At 53.1% G+C, this 22,070-nt stretch carries 21 protein-coding genes and 1 riboswitch; of the genes, 3 read left to right on the forward strand and 18 right to left on the reverse strand.

The genetic code is table 11. The features are described from left to right. Window positions 1–89: 89 nt before the first annotated feature. The 6 genes from IRJ17_RS24360 to IRJ17_RS24385 all read right to left on the reverse strand — a co-directional run bounded on the left by IRJ17_RS24360 (window position 90) and on the right by IRJ17_RS24385 (window position 5,066). Window positions 90–854 (reverse strand): IclR family transcriptional regulator, encoded by a 765-nt coding sequence (locus IRJ17_RS24360; RefSeq protein WP_122963138.1) that lies wholly within the window; start codon window positions 852–854, stop codon window positions 90–92. A 183-nt stretch (window positions 855–1,037) separates the two neighbouring features. Next, window positions 1,038–1,397: a DUF1294 domain-containing protein gene (locus IRJ17_RS24365; protein ID WP_122963137.1), complete on the reverse strand. Its 360-nt coding sequence runs from the start codon at window positions 1,395–1,397 to the stop codon at window positions 1,038–1,040. Window positions 1,398–1,400: 3 nt separating this feature from the next. Continuing rightward, entirely contained in the window at window positions 1,401–2,018 is a 618-nt protein-coding gene (locus IRJ17_RS24370; protein ID WP_063228714.1) for a DedA family protein, read from the reverse strand. A 178-nt stretch (window positions 2,019–2,196) separates the two neighbouring features. Continuing rightward, window positions 2,197–2,685, reverse strand: a complete 489-nt coding sequence (locus tag IRJ17_RS24375) for a DNA alkylation repair protein (protein WP_242772137.1) — start codon at window positions 2,683–2,685, stop codon at window positions 2,197–2,199. Beyond that, window positions 2,648–4,426: a B12-binding domain-containing radical SAM protein gene (locus tag IRJ17_RS24380; protein WP_122963136.1), complete on the reverse strand. Its 1,779-nt coding sequence runs from the start codon at window positions 4,424–4,426 to the stop codon at window positions 2,648–2,650. Before IRJ17_RS24380 ends, IRJ17_RS24375 begins: the two co-directional genes overlap by 38 nt. Window positions 4,427–4,559: 133 nt before the next feature. Beyond that, window positions 4,560–5,066, reverse strand: a complete 507-nt coding sequence (locus tag IRJ17_RS24385) for a MogA/MoaB family molybdenum cofactor biosynthesis protein (protein WP_122963135.1) — start codon at window positions 5,064–5,066, stop codon at window positions 4,560–4,562. A gap of 192 nt (window positions 5,067–5,258) precedes the next feature. Between IRJ17_RS24385 and IRJ17_RS24390 the strand changes: the two genes are divergently transcribed. Then, window positions 5,259–6,701 (forward strand): aminotransferase-like domain-containing protein, encoded by a 1,443-nt coding sequence (locus IRJ17_RS24390; RefSeq protein ID WP_122963134.1) that lies wholly within the window; start codon window positions 5,259–5,261, stop codon window positions 6,699–6,701. 93 nt (window positions 6,702–6,794) lie between these two features. After that, window positions 6,795–8,141: a TrkH family potassium uptake protein gene (locus tag IRJ17_RS24395; protein WP_122963264.1), complete on the forward strand. Its 1,347-nt coding sequence runs from the start codon at window positions 6,795–6,797 to the stop codon at window positions 8,139–8,141. Between the two features lie 75 nt (window positions 8,142–8,216). Here the strand turns inward: IRJ17_RS24395 and leuB are convergent, their stop codons facing one another. The 12 genes from leuB to moaA form a co-directional block, all read right to left on the reverse strand. Next, window positions 8,217–9,311: a 3-isopropylmalate dehydrogenase gene (gene leuB, locus IRJ17_RS24400; RefSeq protein WP_122963133.1), complete on the reverse strand. Its 1,095-nt coding sequence runs from the start codon at window positions 9,309–9,311 to the stop codon at window positions 8,217–8,219. A gap of 77 nt (window positions 9,312–9,388) precedes the next feature. After that, a complete protein-coding gene (locus tag IRJ17_RS24405) occupies window positions 9,389–10,924 on the reverse strand; it encodes a 2-isopropylmalate synthase (protein WP_217021945.1) in 1,536 nt (511 codons plus the stop codon). Window positions 10,925–10,980: 56 nt separating this feature from the next. Continuing rightward, window positions 10,981–12,003, reverse strand: a complete 1,023-nt coding sequence (ilvC, locus tag IRJ17_RS24410; RefSeq protein ID WP_122963131.1) for a ketol-acid reductoisomerase — start codon at window positions 12,001–12,003, stop codon at window positions 10,981–10,983. 57 nt (window positions 12,004–12,060) lie between these two features. Next, window positions 12,061–12,567 carry an acetolactate synthase small subunit gene (gene ilvN, locus IRJ17_RS24415; RefSeq protein ID WP_063228706.1) on the reverse strand — a complete coding sequence of 169 codons (507 nt, stop codon included), beginning with the start codon at window positions 12,565–12,567 and terminating at the stop codon, window positions 12,061–12,063. Between the two features lies 1 nt (window position 12,568). Next, on the reverse strand, window positions 12,569–14,305 hold the full coding sequence (gene ilvB, locus IRJ17_RS24420) for a biosynthetic-type acetolactate synthase large subunit (protein WP_173596212.1): 1,737 nt from the start codon (window positions 14,303–14,305) through the stop codon (window positions 12,569–12,571). A gap of 607 nt (window positions 14,306–14,912) precedes the next feature. Beyond that, window positions 14,913–16,064, reverse strand: coding sequence for a sulfate adenylyltransferase (gene sat / locus IRJ17_RS24425; protein ID WP_242772139.1), 1,152 nt, complete (start codon window positions 16,062–16,064; stop codon window positions 14,913–14,915). A 22-nt stretch (window positions 16,065–16,086) separates the two neighbouring features. Further along, entirely contained in the window at window positions 16,087–16,788 is a 702-nt protein-coding gene (locus IRJ17_RS24430) for a phosphoadenylyl-sulfate reductase (protein WP_173596210.1), read from the reverse strand. Window positions 16,789–16,942: 154 nt separating this feature from the next. Next, a complete protein-coding gene (locus IRJ17_RS24435) occupies window positions 16,943–17,176 on the reverse strand; it encodes a hypothetical protein (RefSeq protein WP_173596209.1) in 234 nt (77 codons plus the stop codon). A 270-nt stretch (window positions 17,177–17,446) separates the two neighbouring features. Further along, on the reverse strand, window positions 17,447–17,806 hold the full coding sequence (gene rplT, locus IRJ17_RS24440; RefSeq protein ID WP_063228701.1) for a 50S ribosomal protein L20: 360 nt from the start codon (window positions 17,804–17,806) through the stop codon (window positions 17,447–17,449). Window positions 17,807–17,897: 91 nt separating this feature from the next. Continuing rightward, window positions 17,898–18,095: a 50S ribosomal protein L35 gene (gene rpmI / locus IRJ17_RS24445; RefSeq protein WP_012685334.1), complete on the reverse strand. Its 198-nt coding sequence runs from the start codon at window positions 18,093–18,095 to the stop codon at window positions 17,898–17,900. Between the two features lie 30 nt (window positions 18,096–18,125). Then, window positions 18,126–18,629 carry a translation initiation factor IF-3 gene (infC, locus tag IRJ17_RS24450; RefSeq protein WP_005829338.1) on the reverse strand — a complete coding sequence of 168 codons (504 nt, stop codon included), beginning with the start codon at window positions 18,627–18,629 and terminating at the stop codon, window positions 18,126–18,128. Window positions 18,630–18,891: 262 nt separating this feature from the next. Then, on the reverse strand, window positions 18,892–19,917 hold the full coding sequence (gene moaA, locus IRJ17_RS24455; protein ID WP_173596208.1) for a GTP 3',8-cyclase MoaA: 1,026 nt from the start codon (window positions 19,915–19,917) through the stop codon (window positions 18,892–18,894). Between the two features lie 188 nt (window positions 19,918–20,105). Beyond that, a riboswitch (cyclic di-GMP riboswitch) is annotated at window positions 20,106–20,188 on the forward strand. 148 nt (window positions 20,189–20,336) lie between these two features. Between moaA and IRJ17_RS24460 the strand changes: the two genes are divergently transcribed. Next, window positions 20,337–22,067 (forward strand): methyl-accepting chemotaxis protein, encoded by a 1,731-nt coding sequence (locus IRJ17_RS24460; RefSeq protein WP_122963127.1) that lies wholly within the window; start codon window positions 20,337–20,339, stop codon window positions 22,065–22,067. Window positions 22,068–22,070: the final 3 nt, after the last annotated feature.

Raw genomic sequence — 22,070 nt, forward strand, 5'->3', positions numbered from 1 at the left:
TGGTTCTCAGATAGACTTCTCTTTGTGGTGTTTTCGGCTGGCCGCTTGAAAACTGCTCCAACAAGGGGGAAGTCTCTTTTTGTTGCCCATCAGCCTCGATACCCAAACCGTCTGGAAACCGCCAGCGCAGCTTGCTTGACCTCGTGAATGAACGTCGCCATTTTGTCGTCGGAGAAGCGATGTTTGGGACCGGCGCAGCTTATGGAGGCGATCACTTTCCCTTCATGGTTGAAAATCGGCGCTGCCACGCATTTCAGGCCGATCTCGATCTCTTCGTCGTCGATGGCGTACCCTTGCTCGCGAATCTTGCCCAGCTCTTGCTTGATCGCGTCCGGATCAGTCAGCGTAAACGGCGTGAATGCCGTCATCTCCGCTTCTTGCAAAATGCGATCCACGGTCGCCTCATCCAAGTAAGCGAACAGCGCTTTCCCTACCCCTGTGCAATACATGGGAGCGCGCTTCCCCAGCATGGAGTACATCCGCAGGGCAGCAGGCCCTTCCACTTTTTCCACGTACACCACTTCGTCCTTGTCGAGCACGACCAGGTGAACCGTCTCTTGCAATTTCGCGACCAACTCTTGAATGATCGGGTAGGCGAGATTGCGCAGCTCCATGCCGCTGCCAACCAGGTTCCCCAGCTCGAACAGACGCAGTCCGAGCTTGTACTTTTGATCGGTCGGCTTTTGCTCCAGGTATCCTCTGTGCTCCAAGGTTTTGATCAAGCCGTGAACCGTGCTCTTCGAGAGTTGCAGCCGATCACTGATCTCCTTGACGCTCAGCTCCTGCTGCGCGAGGGAAAACAGCTCCAAAATATCGATGGCTCGATCCACAGATTGGATAAACTTTTCGCTCATGATCCCTCCTGTTCGTTCGATATTATCGAACGCCATTCGATAATGTTGATTACATTTCTTATTATAGGCTCGATTTCCCAAATGCGCAACATACAATTTAGAGTTTTCTGTCATTTATGCGTTTTCATTATGGGAAAACAAAAAAAGAACCTCGCGTCATTCGTTGCACACGAGGTTCTTGCCTTATTGTCTGCCGATCCAGACGACCAGCGCGATTTGCAATAGACAAAACAGTGGGACAAAAAACAGGAAGGAGGCATGCCGGGTTTTGTGGCGGTGCAACAGCATCCCCGCCAGTGCCCCCGGTCCTCCTCCGAGAAAAGCGACGAGCAGAAGGCTGGCCTCGGGAATCCGCCAGCTTTTCCTTTTTGCCAGACGCTTGTCCGTGTACATCAGAAACCAGGCGTAGCCGTTCACAATCAGAGCGCCCGCTGCCGTGACAAACGGCTCGAAGCTGAAATACCCTCCGAGCACCAGCAGCCAGGCGAGCGCAAGCACCAGATTGCGATTGCGCCTGTGCGTTGCCACTTGTTCCAGTCTCATCGCTTATTCTCCTTTGGCCCGATACGCGCGATTGCTGATGATGAGCTTGCGCACGATCAGCCAGGCGGCCAGTCCCACCACGACGACTAGCAACGCGTAAAACCCGTACTGGCGAATCATCCCGATAATCGCCTCTACGTTGTTTCCGAATACATAGCCGAGAAAGTAAAAAGCAATCGTCCAGACAAGTCCGATCGGATACGACAGCAAGGCATAGCGGCGGTACGTCATGCCTCCCAGCGCCACCAAATAAGGCACGACGTGGCGGACAACCGGAAAGAGATAGCTGATGCACAAGGCTGTCGTGCCGTATTTCTCCAGCAAGCCTGTCGATCGCTCTACAGCATGTCTCATCTTTTCGCTTTTGGACAGCCATTGCAAGATCGGCTTCCCAAAGTATTTTCCTAATAAAAAACCTATGGTCAATCCGGAAGCAACTCCCATGTACCCGGCCAAAAACGAGTAGAACGGGTCCAATAGGCCAATCGAGGCGAGAAAACCTCCCGTGGCGACGACCAGCTCATCCGGGATGGGCAAGCCGACAATTCCCAGCCAGAGCAGGAAAAAAATCGCAACGTAGCCGTATTGTTCGATGATTGACATCAGCAGGTTGATTTCCATGAGGCAAAATCCCCTATCTTTGCCACTGGCGGCAAAATTTCAGTCGACGGGCAGTGGCTGCGCGCAGTATGTGACTCTTAGTTATTACGTGTGAACATGCAAAAAGGTACTTGTCTATTTTGCAATAGATGAACCATTTTTATCAAGCGAAGAAATCATGGACAACTCGACGCGCCGATCAACCAAAGTGTTTGAGCGCCTCTCGCTTGCTCAGGTTCGACAGCACAGTCCTTTCTACAAAGCCACGCACTGCTTCGGGTTCTGTTTTAGCGTATTCCCTCAGGGACCAGCCTATCGCTTTTTGAATGAAAAATTGGTTGGACGCTGCACACGACTCGATCAAGGAAAACAGCAGCTCTTGATCGGTCTTGGCCTTATAAGACAGCTGGAACAGGAGCGCTGTTCGCGCAAGCCAGATGTCGTCTCCTTGCACCCACGCTGTCACATTCGGCCGGATCAGCTCGGGATAGAGGGAAAACAGCTTGCCTGTGGTATGAGCCGCCAAATAGTCGACCGTGTCCCACCACGACTTTGTAGTAATCCAGTGGACGATCCACGGCAGATGCTCAGGTGTCAGCTGCTTTTTTCGCTTCTCCAGCAAGTCCATCGCCACGTATTGATACTCGCGCTCAGCCAGCAGCGTGAACGGCAGAAGTGACGACAGCAAAATCGTTCGTTTCTTCTTTTTTATACGGATAGTACACGACAAGGGTAAAATCGCCTTCGATGATCTCTCCGGTTCTCATCCACTTCTCCACATCGAAGGTCACTTTCGCCGTTACGGTGTGCTTGAAGTAGTCTTTTTCCAGCGCAGCATGCGCGGCAAAGTCTTCGCGCAAACGGTCGCGCTGCTCGTAAACGGCAGCATACGTCAGCTGCATCGCTTCCTTGTCCATGACATCCTCCCACCACAGCTTGCGCGGGCGATGCTTCTGGTTGCGCAGGTAGTCGAATTTCATCAGGCTGAGCACGTGTTCCAGCCCTTCGACCTTTTGCTGCTCCAAAAAGGACTGCAAGCGAGTGAACAAATCTTCCAGCTGATGCCCGATGCGGCTCCAGCCTTGCTTTTCCCAATAGTCGCCAAACGTCTGGAAGAAGTCAAACGCCGTCTCGAACTGATTGGCCAAAAGCCATTCCAAGGTCAGATCCATCCGGTGCGCGTTCCAGTATTTCTCCAGCACGTCCTCCACCCGCTTGATCTTCTGCATATCCGCAAAAGACAGCACGTTGTTGCCCAAAATCTCGTAAGGCGCTTCATCCATAAACACATAGCCGTGTTGGGCAGCGCGCGCCCGCACTCCGGTTCCGCGCAGCATTTTCAAAAAGCCGAGCTGAAGCTCCTCCGGACGCAGGGCAAACACATCGTTGAACGTCTTGCGGAAGGAGTGATAGTCTTCCTCCGGCAAGCCCGCGATCAAATCGAGATGCTGGTCGATCTTCTTCGATTCCTTGATTTGCGTAACCGTTCTGGACAGACGGTCGAAGCGCTGGATGCGCTGCACCAGGCGGTTTGTTTCGTCATTGGTAGACTGGACGCCGATCTCGAAGCGGAAAATCCCCGGAGGCGCATTTTCCGTCAAAAAGTCCAGGACGTCCGCACGCAAAATGTCTGCCGTAATCTCGAACTGAAAAACAGTGCCGTTGTGATTGTCGATAAGGAACTGGAAAATCTCCAACGCATACTTTTTATTGATATTAAACGTACGGTCAACGAACTTAATCGTTTTGATGCCATGCTGAATCAATCGCAGCAAGTCTTCCTTCACCCGCTCCAGGCTGAAGTAGCGCACGCCATCTTCAATAGAAGAAAGACAGTACTGACACTTGAACGGACACCCCCGGGATGCCTCGAAATAGACGACGCGGTTGTTCAGTTCGTCGAGATGATCCACAAATGGCGACGGAATCGCATCCATCTCTTCAATCTGTGCTCTCGGCATGGAAAAGCGAACGTACTCGTCGTCGCGATAGGCGATTCCCGCTACATCCCGCAGGCGAGGAGGCTGACCGCTGTTTTTCGCCTCCTGATAGGTTTGCAGCAGCGCAAGAAAAGTCTGCTCCCCTTCTCCGATGGCGATGACATCAATCTCCGGATGCTTTTTCATCCATTCGTCCGCATCGTAAGTCACTTCCGGCCCTCCGAGGATCACTGGAACATCGGGACATATTTTTTTCAATGTGCGGATCACGTCCAACGTCTCGCGGATGTTCCAGATATAACAGGAAAAGGCGACGAGATCGGGCTGTCGCTTGTAGATGTCCGCCACGATGTTGAGCGTCACGTCGTTGATCGTATACTCCACCAGCTCGATGCCCGGAAAAGCTTCCTGGGCGTAGCTGCGCAAATAGCGCAAAGCCAGTGAGGAGTGAATGAACTTGGCATTTAAGGTCGATAATACAATCTTCATGAATGAGTCTACTCTCCTTGCACAATCCGGCCATGCCACCAACCATCTGTGCTGCGACAGTCGGTGGAAAACCGAGCGATTTCCTTTCGTAACAGTACCACACGAGACAAGAACACGGCAAATCCTGTTCTGATCAGCGATTCAACTCTCGCACGACATGCCCCAGTTCCGGCACGATCAGGCGATTCATCGCCAGCTTGACCGCACCTGTCGACCCAGGCGTGGAGAAGATCATTTTTCCTCCCCGGGTGCCCGCGACTGCGCGACTGAGCATGGCCGCCGATCCGATATCTTCCGTAAAGCTCAGCATCCGAAACAGCTCGCCAAAGCCGGGCATTTCTTTTTCCAGCAAGCCGTGCACCGCTTCGAACGTGTTGTCGCGCGGCGATATGCCTGTCCCGCCGTTGAGCAAAATGACCTGCACGTCCGGATGCGCCACTCCTGCTTCGATAGCTGCGATCACCTCGGCAGGCTCGTCCTTCACGATCTGGTACAGGGCAACGTGATGACCTGCTTCGCCCACCAGTTGCTTCATTAATTGTCCGCTCTTGTCTGTCTCTTCGGTTCGCGTATCTGACACGGTGATGACCATGCACGTTACGTGTTTGGGCGACAATGCCTTGTGCTCCTGTGTGCTCATTTTGCGTCCTCCCCTTTTCCTGCTGGCGCATTTTCTCTCATTCTACCATTTTCCCTCAATCCGGTACGGCTCAACCGCGCGATTTCCGTGAAAACCTCTCGACGTTTTTCACACTTCTGCTACCCGAGATGGCGCGGTTTTCGATATAATGCTGATGACAGCTATTTTCGACAGACAAGGAGGCGTCCCCGGATGGCAGAACGCCCATTTTTTTCGTTCCATTTTCACAAGCAATCCCACACGCCCATTTATGTGCAACTAGCCGAGCAACTGAAAACAGCTATTCTGCGCGGGGCCTTTCTTGTAGACGGTCAGCAGTTGATTTCCCTTCGCGATATGAAAACCGTCAGCGGCTGCTCGCTGGAAACCGTCAAAAAAGCATACGATCACCTCGCATTGGAAGGCTGGCTGGAGGCGGTGCACGGCAAAGGCTACTACTTGACGCAACTGGCAAAAGAAGCGCGTCTGGAAAGCCGCCTGCCGCTCACCGACATTCCGATCGCTTCGCTCGCCGACTCTTCTCCCCGCCCTGGCGAAGAGCTGGTCAAGCGACTGCGCGGCGCCTTTTACGAGAGCCTGGCCGTACTGGACGAACCTTCGGCGCAAAAGAAACTCCGCCGCGCCCAAGCCGCCAAAGTATTTGCCGATCACCTGAGCAGAAGAGGCTTGCCGCACTCCCCTGAACGCGTGCTGCTGTTCAACCGGAGTACGAGCGGGTTCGCCTTTCTCGCCCAGCGCATCATGAATCCGCGCGATGTCGTCTACGTGGAGGAATACAGCTACCCCGTCTTTTTGCGCTTGCTCAGTCAGTGCGGCATCACGGTGCGTCCGATTCGGCTCGACGACGAAGGAGTCAGCATAGAAGCACTCGATCAGGAACAGGAGCACTACCCGGCCAACTGGCTCTTGATCAATCCGCACTATCATTTTCCTACCGGGATCAGCTACTCGCTGAAACGCAAGGAAGAACTGCTTGCCTGGGCCGAACGCCACAGCGTGCGCATCGTGGAAAACGACCACTACGGCGACTTGTGGTTCGAGGAGCCGAGCAAGCCGATTTACGAGATGGCTTTTCAGCAAAAAAGCTCTGTCGACGTGTACTACCTGCACTCTCTGTCCAAGACGCTGGCACGCGATCTGCAACTCGGCGTCCTGATGCTGCCTTCTGATTTTGCCGAAGAGGAGCTGGAGCGCTACAGACAGATTGTCTCGATGACAGGTGCGGAGCCGTCGCTCTTGGTCGTAGAGGCAGCCGTTACACTCCTCGGCGATCCCTGGTTTTACGAAAAGTATTTGCCGGATCACCGCGCTTTGTTCCAGTCCCGCTTCCTTAGGCTTTGGAAGGAAAAGCAGCAGGCTTTGCCGTCCCACGCCCGGATGTATCCGATTTCCGGCGGGCTGAATACGTGGATCGAATGGGGAAATCCGACTACGAACGCCACCGAGCTGGAAGAGCGGGTCGTAACCATCTTGCGGGAAGAAGGGCTTGAGCTTACGTGCGGCCATGCTTTTCGGGTAGCTGACGAGCCTGACGACACCAAGCGCCGCCCTGCTGTCCGGTTTCCGCTCGCCCCGCTGGAGGAGCGCGAACTGAAGCACTGGCTGCATCGCCTGGGGGCCGCCCTTTTGCGGTAATTTTTTCAGGGGAAACGCCATACTAAGGAAATACCGAGCTTTTCTCGCATCAAACCATTCACAATCGTATAAAGAAGTCGAGGTATGACCTACATGATCAGAAAATGGACTGACAAGCTACAGCTTGATCCCCCGAAAACACTCGTCCTTGGGTTCGCCCTGATTATCCTTCTCGGCACATTCCTGTTGACCCTGCCGAGCGCTACCGTCAACGGACAAGGACTGCCGTGGCTTGATTCTCTGTTCACCGCCACTTCGGCCACCTGCGTGACAGGTCTGGTCGTCGTGGACACCGGAACGACCTTTACGACTTTCGGTCAGATGGTCATCCTCTCGCTTATCCAAATTGGCGGTCTTGGCTTCATGACCGTCGCCACTTTCTTTTCCTTGATCATGCGCAAAAAAATCTCGTTGCGCGAGCGGCTGATCTTGCAAGAGTCGCTGAACCAGATGACGATGGAAGGCGTCGTCCGTCTGGCCAAAATGATCCTGATTTTCACCGCGCTGGCAGAGCTGATCGGCGGGGTTTTGCTTTCGATCCGGTTCGCCTTCGACTTTCCTTTGCCAAAAGCGATCTACTTTGGCTTTTTTCACGCCATCTCCAATTTCAACAACGCCGGCTTTGACTTGATGGGCGACTTCGCCAGCCTGACGGGCTATGTAGACGATCCGCTCGTCACGCTCGTCGTATGCTTATTGATTATTCTCGGCGGGATTGGCTTTATCGTCGTCAGCGATCTGTACGAATATCGCCATACGCGCCGCCTGTCGCTGCATACCAAAGTCGTCCTGTCCACGACTGCCCTCTTGGTGCTGGGCGGTACGGTGCTGATCTTCATTTTGGAGTATACGAACCCGAAAACGTTGCAGCCGCTCTCCATGCTCGGAAAAGTGCTCGGCTCGCTCTATCAGTCTGTGACGGCGCGAACGGCCGGGTCGAACACGCTGAGCATCGGCGACATGCGCCAGTCTTCGCTGTTCCTGATCATTTTGCTGATGTTCATCGGGGCTTCTCCCGGTTCCACCGGGGGCGGGATCAAGACGACGACGTTTGCCACGCTCATCGGTGCGGTCATCGCCCAGATCAAAGGGAAGGAAGACGTCATCTTTTTCCGGCAACGCATTTTGCCGCACATGATTTACAAGTCGCTGACCGTGACCATGACCGGGTTGTTCATCGTCATGGCCGTCACGATGGCTCTGTCCATTACGGAAGCAGGCGCACGTTTTGAAATGATTTTGTTCGAAGTCACGTCCGCTTTCGCCACGACCGGGTTATCGATGGGGCTGACCCCCAGTCTCTCCCCGATCGGCAAAACGCTGATCATTTTGACGATGTTCGCAGGACGGGTCGGGCCGCTGACGATCGCATTCGCGCTGGCCCAACGCAGGCAGAAAGAATACTTCCGCTATCCAAAAGGCAAAATCACGATCGGTTGAATGAACGAACGAAAACCCTGCCAGTTGTCCATTGGGACGCTGCGGCAGGGTTTTTCATCTTTTTCGTGCTTTTGCTTACTTATGCTGCAACTGTTTGGACAGCTCGTCGCGAACCAGTTGGCCCATTGCCACGGTGCCAATCGCTTTGCTCGGATCTGCTGCGATATCGCCTGTGCGGTGTCCGGCCTCAAGAACGGCCCACACGGCATTCTCGACCGCTGCCGCAGCCTCATCCATGCCGAGCGAGAGGCGAAGCATCATCGCTACGGAAAGAATCGTCGCCAGCGGATTGGCAATGCCTTTTCCGGCAATATCAGGCGCGGAGCCGTGCACAGGTTCGTACAGACCGAAGCTTCCCGCTGCCAGACTGGCAGAAGCGAGCATTCCGATCGATCCGGTCAGCATAGCCGCCTGATCGCTCAAAATGTCTCCAAACATGTTTTCCGTCACGATGACGTCGAACTGCTTCGGTGCGCGAACAAGCTGCATCGCGCACGAATCGACCAGCTGATGCGACAGCTCCACGTCAGGATAGTCGGCTGCAACGCGTTCGGCTACTTTGCGCCAGAGGCGGGAGCTTTCCAAGACGTTCGCTTTGTCGACGGAGACGAGACGTTTTTGACGCTTGCGGGCGATATCGAAGCCCACGCGGATGATTCGCTCCACTTCGGCTTCGTTGTAGATGCACTGATCTTCCGCTACTTCTCCGTTCGGGCCGTCGTAGCGCTTTTTCTCCCCGAAGTAAATGCCGCCAGTCAGCTCGCGCACGACAATCAGGTCTACGCCGGAAACCACTTCAGGCTTGAGCGAAGAGGCGTCGACGAGCGAGCTGTGCATGGTCGCCGGGCGAATGTTGGCAAACAATCCAAGCGCTTTGCGAATGCCCAAAAGGCCAGTTTCCGGGCGCAGATGTCCCGGGTTTTGATCCCACTTCGGTCCGCCTACTGCGCCAAGCAGCACAGCGTCAGCTTGCTTCGTCAATGTGACGGTTGCTTCCGGCAAAGGAGTTCCGTCCGTGTCGATGGCAATTCCACCGATTCGGCCTTCCTCGCACGTAAATGTAACGCCTTCGCGCTCTCCTACAAGCTGAAGGACTTTGACTGCTTCCTGCATGATCTCCGGTCCGATACCGTCACCAGGAAGAACGGCGATGCGATAGTTTTTCTTCATCGTTTATCCCGCATTTCTTTTCTGTAATGGTTTTTCGTTCCTTGCTGGTTCCTGTTCCTATCCAATACGCTTTCTTTCTAGTTCACAGCCACTGGCACCGATTCCCCGCGACGCTCCAAAATTTTGTTGATGGCGCGTATATAGGCAATCGCGCTCGCTTCCAGCACGTCCGTACTGACTCCACGGCCCGTAACTGTCAGCTCGCCCTGTTGCAGACGGACATACACTTCGCCGAGCGCATCCTGGCCGTGCGTAACCGAAAGAATTTTGTAGTCAATCAAAGTGACTTCTTCTCCAGTCGCACGGTCGATCGCTTTGTAGATCGCATCGACGGAACCATTGCCAATCGCTGCTTCTTCTACGACCGACTCGTCAGCCCGCTTGAGACGAACGCTGGCGGTCGGCACGGAAATGTTGCCGTAGGCGAGTTGAACCGATTCCAGCTGGAACGCTTCCTGGCCGCGAACGATTTTGGTATCGATCAAGGCAAGAATGTCGTCGTCCGTAATTTCCTTTTTCTTGTCGCACAATGCTTTGAATGCGGCAAAAGCGGCGTTTACTTCCTCTTGGTCGAGGTGGTAGCCCAGTTCCACCAGCTTTTCCTTGAAGGCGTGACGGCCCGAGTGCTTGCCGAGAACCAGTTTGTTTGACTTGAAGCCGACCGACTCTGGACGAATAATCTCGTAGGTGGTAACTTCCTTCAAAACGCCATCCTGATGGATACCGGATTCGTGCGCAAAAGCGTTCGCTCCTACGACGGCCTTGTTGCCCGGCACGATCATTCCGGTCAAACGGCTCACCAGCTGGCTGGTCCGCGCGATTTCCTTCAAGTGCAGCTTGGTTGTCGCCTGGTAGTAATCTTTGCGAGTCTCAAGAGCGAGCGCGACTTCTTCCAAAGCAGCGTTGCCGGCGCGTTCACCGATCCCGTTGATCGTGCCTTCCACTTGGGTCGCTCCGCCTTCTACCGCTGCCAAACTGTTCGCGACAGCCATTCCCAGGTCATCGTGGCAATGACAGCTCAGGCGGATTCCGTCTGTAGCCGGCACGCGCTTTTTCAACTCGCGGAAAATGTTTCCGTACTGATAAGGCGTCATGTAGCCAACCGTGTCCGGAATATTGACAGTCGTAGCCCCAGCCTTGATGACTGCCTCCACTACCTCGGCCAAAAAGTCGATCTCTGTACGCGCTGCATCCTCAGCAGAAAATTGTACTTCCGTGAAATACTTTTTCGCATACGTGACTGCCTCCACCGCACGAGCAAGGACTTGCTCCTTGCTCATGTTCAGTTTGTACTGGCGGTGGATCGGAGAGGTTGCAAGAAAGACGTGGAGGGATGCGTTTTGCGCGTTGCGCAGCGCTTCGTACGCCTTATCCATGTCGTCTTTGACGGCACGTGCGAGACTTACGATGGTGGAGTTTTTCACCCGCTTCGCCACTTCGGCCACAGACTTTTGGTCGCCCGGGGAAGCAGCCGCGAAGCCGGCCTCAATTCTGTTTACGCCCAGCTTTTCCAGTTGGAGGGCGATCTCCACCTTTTCGTTCGTGCTAATGTTGACGCCCGGAGACTGCTCCCCATCACGTAATGTCGTATCAAAAATCTCAATGGTCCGCATGAACTTTTCACCTCCACATTTTTTCCTACATTATATATGTCTCTTTGTAACGATCCTTATTGACCGATTTTCGCTTCTTCTTTTTTCGTGTCTTTGTTCAGCCAAGACATCATGCCGCGCAGTTGTTGACCTACTACTTCGATGCCGTGTTCTGCTTCCAGACGGCGGCGGGAAGTGAAGCCAGGGCGGTTCGCTTGGTTTTCCAAGATCCAGTTGCGAGCGAAAGTACCGTCTTGGATTTCAGCCAGCACTTTTTTCATTTCTTTGCGAGTCTCGTCTGTGATGATGCGGCGGCCTGTGCTGTAGTCACCGTATTCCGCTGTGTCACTGATCGAGTAGCGCATGCGAGCCAGACCGCCCTCGTACATCAGGTCGACGATCAGCTTCAGCTCATGCAAGCACTCGAAGTAGGCGATCTCAGGGGCGTACCCTGCTTCTACCAGCGTATCGAATCCTGCTTTTACCAGCTCGCTTGCTCCACCACACAATACCGCTTGCTCACCGAACAGGTCTGTTTCTGTCTCTTCACGGAAAGTTGTTTCGATTACGCCTGCTTTGGTGCAACCGATTCCGCTGGAGTAGGCCAGAGCGAGGTCTTTCGCATTGCCAGTCGCATCCTGATAGATCGCGATCAGACCAGGTACGCCGAAGCCTTCTTGGTATACGCGGCGAACGAGGTGACCAGGGCTTTTCGGAGCGGACATGATGACGTCAACGTCTGCTGGCGGCACGATTTGCGCATAGTGGATGTTGAAGCCGTGGGAGAAGCACAGTGCTGCGCCGGATTTCAGGTTTGGCGCGATCTCGTCGCGGTACACTTGCGCCTGGCGCTCGTCTGGCATCAAGATTTGCACAACATCAGCGCGCTTGGTTGCTTCTGCTACCGTCAAAACTTCAAAGCCGTCTTTAGCCGCTACATCCCAGGATTTCCCGGGGCGCAGACCTACTACTACTTTATAACCGCTGTCGCGCAGGTTTTGTGCTTGCGCATGGCCTTGGCTGCCGTAGCCGATGATCGCGATTGTTTTGCCACGCAGTACCTCTTTGTTTACGTCCGCTTCATAATACATTTTTACCATTTGTGTAGCCTCCCTGAAATATCGTTTAGTTTGAATTTCTATTCTGAATTTTGCAATTTAAACCGTTGCTGCGGCTGTTGCTGGAACAATACTGCGCGCCATCGCTACTGATCCGGTGCGGGTCAGTTCGAGTACCCCATAGCTTTGCAAAAGGACAAGCAGCGCGTCGATTTTTTCGGTGTCACCCGTCACTTGCACGATCAGCGAAGTCGGCCCGACATCGACGATCGCGGCGCGGAACGGCTCGACGATCCCGTTCAGCTCTGCCAGCTGGCTTGGCGAAGCACTTACCTTGATCAGCGCCAGCTCTCTGGAAACATAAGGATTTTCGCTGAGGTTCGTCACCGAGATGACATCGATCAGTTTTTGCAGTTGCTTCATCAGTTGTTGGATCTGACGGTCATCTGCGCCTGTGGTAATAATCATCCGGGACAGACCTTGTTCTTCTGTTCCGCCCACCGTGATGCTGTCGATGTTATAGCCGCGCTGCCCGAACAAGGTAGCGACTCGGGTCAAAACGCCGGGGTGATCGTTGACGAGTACGGCGATGGTATGTTGTTGCATCCTAATCGTCCCCCAATTCCATCTGATCTAATGTGTCGCCTGACGCTACCATCGGATATACGTTTTCTTCCTGCGCGACGCGGAAGTCCACTACGACTGGCCCATCATGCTTGAGCGCCTCTGCCCAAACCGCTTCCGCTTCCTCTGGTGTGGTTGCACGCAATCCTTTGACTCCGTACGCTTCCGCCAGTTTGACGAAATCCGGGCTGCACGTCAGATCGATTTGGCTGTAACGATTGTCGTAGAACAATTCCTGCCATTGGCGAACCATCCCCAAGCACTGGTTGTTCACAATCGCGACTTTCACCGGAATGTTGTACTGGGAGACAATCGCCAGCTCCTGGTTTGTCATCTGGAAGCCGCCATCGCCAACCACTGAAATTACTGTGCGATCAGGATGCGCGATCTGTGCGCCGATCGCTGCCGGGAAGCCGAAGCCCATCGTGCCGAGGCCACCGGAAGAGATAAACGAGCGCGGATGCTTGAACTTGTAGTATTGTGCTGTCCACATCTGGTGTTGTCCAACGTCTGTTGTGACGATCGCTTCCCCATCTGTGGAGCTGTACAGAAGCTCGATGACTGCTTGCGGCTTCAGCACGTCGCCGTCTTTTTTGTACTTGTACGGATACTGGGCTTGCCATTCTTTCAACTGGCTGATCCACGCTTCGGAATCGCAAGTGCGGGCAACCGGAATCGCTTTGGCCAGGGTGCTTTTGACATCTCCGGCCACGGTTACGGCTGTTTCCACGTTTTTGCCCAGCTCTGCCGGATCGATGTCGACGTGAACGATGCGAGCTTTCGGCGCAAATTCTTTTGTGCGGCCCATCGTGATCCGGTCATCGAAACGCGCGCCCAGCCCGATGACACAGTCTGCGTTCAGCAGCGCCTGGTTGGCGGTGTAGTTTCCGTGCATGCCCGGCATGGCGAGCGCCAATTCGTGCGTTCCAGGGAAACCGCCAAGACCCATGAAAGTGTTGATGACAGGGATGCGAGCCTTTTCGGCAAAAGCGAGCAGCTCTGCTTCGGCTTTCGAGGCGATGATGCCGCCGCCTGCCAAAATGACCGGGCGCTTCGCTTCGCCAATCGCGGTAACAAATGTTTGCACTTCTTCGTCTGTCGGCACGAGCGTGTCGCGGTAGCCGCGAATCTCGACTTTGTCCGGGTAGGTGAACGGCGCTGTCGCATTCGCCACATCTTTTGGAATATCGATGAGCACCGGACCCGGACGTCCTGTCGTTGCGATGTGGAACGCTTCCTTCACGATGCGCGGCAGATCGCGGATATCGCGGACGAAGTAGCTGTGCTTTGTAATCGGGATCGTGATCCCTGTAATGTTCGCTTCCTGGAACGCGTCTGTTCCGATCAACGACTGGGCTACGTTTCCGGTGATGCACACCAGCGGAACCGAGTCCATCTGGGCTGTCGCAATTCCCGTTACGAGGTTGGTCGCCCCCGGCCCGGAAGTGGCGATACATACGCCCGGTTTGCCAGTGGCGCGGGCATATCCGTCAGCAGCGTGGATAGCGCCTTGCTCATGGCGAGTCAAAATGTGCTTGAAGTAGCTCCCGTACAAGGAATCGTAGATCGGGAGAACCGCTCCGCCTGGATAGCCGAAAATGTACTCGACCTGCTCCAGGATCAAACAGCGCAGAAGCGTTTCTGCTCCTGTCACTTCCTCACCGAACTGGATCGGTGGCATGCCGTTCTTTTTCTGCAATTCGGCCATTTCAACACTCATTTCCTCTCCTCCTCCCACTTCTCAACAGGTACCTATAAACAATACCTATAGACACATAGAAAAACCCTTTCGCCCCGACACGGTTCGATTTCCATGTCTTTTGGGGCGAAAGGGTTCGCGGTACCACCCAACTTTATCGGCGCCTCACGGTCAGCCGATCTCAGCCAGTCACAATAAATGCGGACTGTAACACGCTAACGGGTGTTAATCGGTTTTGCCTACTATGTGATTTTACGCACATTTCAGCAAAACAGCTCGGAGGTGAGCAATGCAACGTACCCGATACCCGTTTCTCAGCAATCAGGGCTCTCTGTAAAAGGGGAGACGTGCACCATCCTCGTCATAGCCTGCTATTATAACAATATTTCTAATATTGTTGTTGTCAGAAAATAAAGTGTTACGTCTGATTATAGCTAGGCACTTTTGGGGTGTCAACGAAAACAAAAAGATTTTACTAGACTTTCGTCCGAACGAGTGCTCAATAGAAAATGGCGGAACGGCGCGGTTTTTGCGTGAAAGCGGATACATTTTTGTTCCGGCTTGTCCCCGTTTTGGACAAGGAAACGGAACGGCACTGCCGTCCCTTCCCCCTGTTTTGGGAACACGTTTATCTCTGTTCGCGCAGACCCTCGATCAAAATGCTGGCGATTTCCGGGCGGGTAAATTCCGGGGGCGGAGTCTTGCCGCTGCGCAGCAATTCGCGCACTTTTGTCCCGGAAAGCGTCAGGTGCAAGCTCGCGTCATGCGGGCAAGTCTTCGCGGTCGCCATCCCCTGGCAAGCCGTGCAGTAAAAGCTGTGTTCGAAAAACAAAAGCTGGATACCCAGCTCGCCTGGCTCAAACGCAGAAAAGATGTGCTGCGCGTCATACGTCCCGTAGTAATCGCCGACGCCTGCATGATCGCGGCCTACGATGAAGTGCGTGCAGCCGTAGTTTTTGCGGACGAGCGCGTGAAAAACCGCCTCTCTCGGCCCCGCATAGCGCATGGCTGCCGGAAAGGCGACGAGCAGCACGCGCTGTTTCGGATAGTAATTTTCCAGCAGGGCGAGATAGCTTTTCATTCTCACTTGCGAATCGATATCGTCCGACTTCGTCTCCCCCATCAACGGGTTGAGAAACAGCCCGTCAACGATCTCCATCGCCGCTTTCTGGATGTACTCGTGCGCCCGGTGGACCGGATTTCTCGTCTGAAAGCCGACCACTGTTTTCCAGCCTTGTCTGGCAAAGCTTTCTCGCGTTTCTTGCGGCGTCAAATAATACTCGGCAAAACGCTTTGGCCTCGGTCTTTTCAGCACTTGCACAGGGCCGCCCACATACAGGCCCGGCTTCTGGGCAAGCTTTTTCACGCCCGGATGCGCCTGATCGGCCGTGCGAAATACTTGTCTCGCTTCCCGTTCCTTGTCCGGCTCATAGCAGCTTTGCACGTGAAGAACCGCATAATTCTCCCCATCCTCCCCGCGCAACAGCACCCTGTCTCCCGGCTGAATGTCCGCATGCGCGAGCGGATCGACAGCAAGTGTTACTGGCAAAGGCCACACTGTCCCGTCTGCGAGCCGCATCGTCTCGACGACAGAGCGGTAGTCTGCCTCGTTCATAAAGCCTGTCAGCGGCGAAAAGGCGCCAATCGCCAAACAATCGAGATCGGACAAGGTCCATTCGTCTATCGTGATCACTTTTTTGACACTTGCGTTGTCTGCCGCTTCCGCCTGGTTCACCAGCCGATTGATAAGTGTTCCGCCGTGCGGCAAGATCGTTTGCATGCCAACTCCCCCTCTTCCTCTCCTACTTGTGCAGACCGCACTCGGTCTTGTCAAAGCCGGCCCAGCGCCCTGCACGCGGATCTTGCCCCGGGAGGACAGGCCGGGTGCACACACTGCAGCCAATGCTCGGATAGTGGCGATCATGCAGCGGATTGTAAGGGACCTGATTTGCATGTATATATTCCCACACCTGATCCATCGTCCAGTCCGCAAGCGGATTAAACTTCACCAGATTGAATTTGTCATCCCACTCCACTTTTTTCGCATGGGCGCGTGTCGGCGCCTGATCGCGGCGTATTCCTGTAATCCACGCGTCGTAGCCGGACAAAACCCGCTGCAATGGCTCTACCTTGCGAATTTGGCAGCAAAGATTCGGGTCCGTTTCCCATAATTTCTCTCCATGCTTCTCTTCCTGCTCAGCCAGCGTCATCTGTGGCAACACCTGGATAAACTTGGTCTGGTAACGCTCTTGCAGTTTGTCCCGCGTCTCGTAGGTTTCGGCAAAATGCTTGTTCGTATCGAGATAAAAGACAGGTATGGTCGGCGCCAGTTTATGCAGCATGTCGATCAGCACTACATCTTCGGCACCAAAGCTTGAGGCGAGGACGAGATTGCCTGCAAAGTTTTCTACCGCCAGAACCAGCACGTCCTGTGGCAATTTGGCTTCCATCCGGTATGCCCATACCTGCAATTCCTCATCCGCCATCCTCTGGCGATTGCTCATCAGCGAAACTCCCTTCCTGCTAGGATTCACCCACCATCATATGTTGGAAATCCGGAAGTGGAGATTCGTCCTGCCGACAAAACTGCATCGGCCACGCCAAAATGAACGAAGCGACCAGACATTATGCCTGATCGCTTCTCGCGGTATTTCGCTGTTATTTCTTTTCTACTTTCACGTCTTCTTTGGCAGGCGGGATAATAAATGTGCTGCTGGTAGGAATCGTATTTTTGACCTGATCCACGTTTTGCACAAGAGGTGCGCCTTTCGTGAAAACGACCGGTGCTACATAGACATCGTCTTTTTCTTTGGCAAATGCTCCCGGAACGAACAACGCCGAACAAACAACCGCCGTAGCACCCATCATCATCATCCATTTTTGTTTTTTCATATATGATCTCTCCCTATCCAATGTTTTCCTTTGACACTTTTTATTGTATGGCAGGAGGCAGTCCCTCCGACACGGACGGAAGATTGTTTTTCTCTCCAACCTGAGACGGAAGTTCTTCTACGTCCCACGCCCATTTTTTGGCGGCAAAAGCCGTTTGGCTGCTTTTTGCCGATACTTGCTGTCTTGCGGATGGAAAAAGGGAAAGACCTTTATACGCAAAAAAACCGACCATCTCCCCACGGGGAAAAGGTCGGCTCGTGATGCAGCCGATTAAGCGTTCAGCTTGCCTTTTGCAACTGTTGCCAGTTCGTTGAAAGCAGCTTTGTCGTTAACAGCCAGATCAGCCAGCATTTTGCGGTTCACTTCGATGCCAGCCACTTTCAGGCCATGCATCAGACGGCTGTAGGACAGACCGTTCAAGCGAGCTTGCGCGTTGATACGAGTGATCCACAGTTTGCGGAAGTCGCGTTTCTTTTGACGACGATCACGGTATGCATAAAGCAGGGATTTCATTACCTGCGCATTAGCGGATTTAAACAGGCGATGTTTGGAACCGAAGTATCCTTTCGCCAGCTTCAAAATTTTCTTATGACGACGGCGTGTAACAATGCCACCTTTTACTCTTGGCATACTAAACTCCTCCTGGTCTTTCCAGCATGGCGGCCTACTGCTAGGCGCTTAGGGAGCTCATGCTGCGTAATGTGTGTAGTGATACAAAAACTTACAGGTAAGTGAGCATTTGCTCAATACGTTTTTGATCGCCTTTGGAAACGAGTGCAGCTTTGCGCAGGTGGCGCTTCGCTTTCGTCGATTTGTTAGCGAACAAGTGGCTACCAAATGCGCGGTCGCGCTTCAATTGGCCGCTTCCAGTCTTTTTGAAACGTTTCGCAGCAGCCTTGTTGGTTTTCATTTTAGGCATCTGAAAAATCCTCCTGTCTAAACTACTATCTTACTTTTCCGCTTTCGGAGCCAGAATCATGATCATGCTGCGGCCCTCGATCTTCGGTTTACGCTCAGGCGTAGCGAGATCTTCACACTGGGCAGCCACACGTTCCATAACGCCAAGGCCGATTTCGGAGTGGGTGATTTCACGTCCACGGAAACGGATCGTACACTTCACCTTGTGATGATCCTCCAAGAACTTGCGGACGTTGCGAAGCTTGGTTTGAAAATCGTGTTCCTCGATGTTGGACGAAAAACGCACTTCTTTCAGCTCGATGATCTTCTGGTTTTTCCGCGCTTCTTTCTCCTTTTTCGCCTGCTCGTACTTGAACTTTCCATAGTCCATGATACGGCAAACAGGCGGTTTGGCTGTAGGAGCAACGTTTACCAGATCCAGTTCGGCTTCCTGGGCAATGCGCAACGCTTCCCTAAAAGGTACGACTCCCAATTGGCTCCCGTCAGCACCGATCAAACGGACTTCACGGGCACGGATCGCTTCGTTGATTAACATTTGATCCTTGCTAATACTTGCCACCTCCGTCAATTTCGAGAAGGAACAAAAATGTGCGAACGCATCTGCGCCCGCACATATCTCACCTAAGCAATTTCATCAGATCCAAGGATCTTTGCATAAGAGTTACCTGTCAACAGTCGTGGAAGACGTCGACGCAGGTGAGAAGCTGGGCGCCTCTGCTTGTTCTCGAAGTATGAAGTGTTTATACACTCAATTCATGATACAGGTTAGAGTTGTCTTTGTCAAGGCTTATCACACACTATCCTCCAATGTGCGACATTTCCACCTTGGGACGTTTTACGAGGCCAGGCGTCTCATCCAGCCGCTCTTCTGAATATCGTTCATCGCGCTTGCTCCAGATCGTCTGAATCTGCGCTCTGATCTCATCGTCGCTCGCTCCGTTTCGCAGCGGCTCGCGCAAGTCTTCGCCCGCAGAAGCGAACAAGCAGTTGTACATTTTGCCCTCTGCGGACAGCCTGGCGCGCGTACAGGTGGAGCAAAAAGCTTGCGTCACAGAAGAAATCAGCCCGATCTCCTGATCCCCGTCCTCGTAGCGATAGCGCGAAGCGACCTCCCCGAAGTAATTTGCCTCGATCGGAACAAGCGGCATCTCCTGGTGAATCATGCGGACGATTTCGCTGGACGGCACGACCTGATCCAGCTTCCAGCCATTGGAGTTTCCGACATCCATAAATTCAATGAAGCGCAAAGTATGCCCCTGCTCGCGGAAGTATTTGGCCATCGGCAAAATATCTTGGTCATTCACTCCCCGCTGCACGACCATGTTGATTTTCACGCCAAGACCTGCTTCAGCCGCCGCCCGTATGCCGTCCAGCACGGCTTCTACCGGATAGCCCCTGCCGTTCAATGTGCCGAACCGCTCGTTGTCCAGACTGTCGAGACTGACTGTCACGCGGTCAAGTCCTGCTTCCTTCAGAGCCTGCGCGTGGCGGACGAGCAACGAACCGTTGGTGGTCATAGCGATGTCGTGAATACCTGCTACTTTTTTTATCATTTCAATTAACACAGGCAAGCCTCTGCGCATGAGCGGCTCTCCGCCTGTAATTCTGATTTTCTGGACGCCAAGCGAGGCGAAAATGTCGGTCAGTCGAACAATCTCTTCAAATGAAAGCAGCTTGTGCTGCGGCAAAAACTCAAAGTCCGGTCCAAAAATTTCCGCAGGCATGCAGTATCTGCAACGAAAATTGCATTTGTCTGTCACGGAAATACGCAAATCGCGGAGAGGGCGATTTCGTGTATCAACGAGTGGCGACTGCTCTGGCATTGGCTGTCACTCTCCTTTTTCCTAGCGTATCATATCCACGATCGGGCGTAATAGCTTTCCTGCACTTTCGCCTGGTTGTTCCTATGCAAAACCATAATATTTTGCTTGAAAGTGTAAATAGCTCATTTTTGCTATTCCCTTTTTGAATTAATATAAGCTAATATGACTATATATTGTGAAATTGTATAACTGAAAGTGGAAGCGATGATCAGCGATTTGTATGTGGGCACTTGAATGGCTGGGAGTGAGTAGTGCAACCGACCCTATTATTGCTGTAGGGTCGGTTTATTTTATCCCAGAACATTTGTCGTGTCCACTATCGCCAATTCACTCACCAAAGCACCATTGACGTATGCTCTCTTCCCCCGTTTTGAAGCGAACGACTAAAAAAGAGAAAAGCAAAGAATCCGGAGGTCTGCATGCAATTTTTTACGAAGAAAACAAAGCCATGGACAGAGTACGTAAAATCCTCTCACACGACTGACATCGATCAAGTAGGAGAACGAGTAAAGGAGCGCTTGTCCTTTTTAGGGGTGGATCAAGACACGCTCGCCCATGTCAAAAATGCTGCCGAAACGCTTTCGCCCTTTAAAGCGAAGATTGTCGACCAATTTTACGGCGCAATCACGGCTGTTGATCAATTGCAAAAACTGATTCTCGACCACTCAACACTAGGAAAATTGAAACACACATTGGAGTTGTATCTTGAACAGTTTCTGCAGGCGAATGTGGATTACGAATACGTGAAGACGAGAATTGTGATTGGACAAGTTCACAGCCGCATTCATCTGACAGCCGATCATTTTATCTCCGCTCATCATATGTTGATTCAGATCATGACATCGATCTTGATGGAAAAATGGAGCCATCAGCCGCATCAAATGATGCAAATGGTCACATCCGTCCAAAAACTGGCAGCGTTCGATCAGCAACTGATCGTGGAAGTATATATGGAAGAGACGTTCAAATCATTTTTGTTCGGCATCTCCGACATGTTGAATCATATGACACAGCTCGATACGACCAAACAGCTCATCTCGGGCATGGACGAACAAATTGAGGAAAGCCACAGCGTGACAGCAGCTACGGAAGAAATGAGCGCTTCCATTCAGGAAGTGGCCAACCACGCTATCAAGGTGGCGGAAGGAACGGACGATGCCGTCCACTCCGCAGAACAGAGCAGGCAGATCATCAATGCCGCGCTGGGAGACATCCGGCAAGTCGGGCGCGTCTTCGAAGAGGTCATGGGCCGCGTCAACAAGCTCGATCAGGAGATTCACCAGACCCAGGATGTCGTGCATATTATTCGGGAAATCGCCGAGCAAACGAATCTGCTCGCCCTCAACGCCAGTATCGAGGCTGCGCGGGCAGGCGACCAGGGGCGCGGCTTCGCCGTTGTCGCCTCAGAAGTTCGCAAATTGGCCGAGCATACAAAAGAACAAATCAGCCAAATTACAACCAATATGGCATCGTTGCAGCATGTCTCCAATCAGGTGACCCAGCAAATGGACGATACAGGCAAACTGGTTGAGCGCTGTGTGAGTGAGGCCCAATACGCTGACGTCGCCTTGAACAAAATTGTGACCGCGATGCAGGAAATCAGCCAATCGACCTCGCAAATTGCCGCCATGACCGAGGAGCAGGCTTCTTCCGTAACGGACATTGCCCGCCGCAACTCCACGATTTTTGACTTGAGCGCGCATTCGCAGGAAATCGCCAAGGATACGGCCCAGCTGATTTTGGAATTGAGCCGAAAAATGGACGATTACCGCAAAACATTCTTTACGATCAACGTCAAGCTCAGCTCGAAAGACATCGTCCGCGTGGCAAAAACCGACCATCTTCTGTGGAAATGGAAAATTTACAACATGTTTTTGGGCTTGGAGCACTTGAACGCAAGCGAAATGGGCTCCCACCACACATGCCGTCTCGGGAACTGGTACTATGGCGAGTTGTCTGCCCAAGTGCGAAACAATCCGATCTTCAAAAAGCTTGAGGAGCCGCACCGGATGGTTCATGCTTACGCCAAGCAAGCCGTCGAGCAGTACCAGGCTCAAGATCTGGCGGGAGCGCAGCAAACGTATCTCTTGCTCCAGGAGGCATCGAGCGAGGTCGTCTCCCTGTTGTCCCGCCTGGAGTCCGCTCTGTAATTT

Origin of the sequence: Brevibacillus parabrevis, assembly GCF_022701015.1 — a bacterium.
Lineage (GTDB): Bacteria > Bacillota > Bacilli > Brevibacillales > Brevibacillaceae > Brevibacillus > Brevibacillus parabrevis.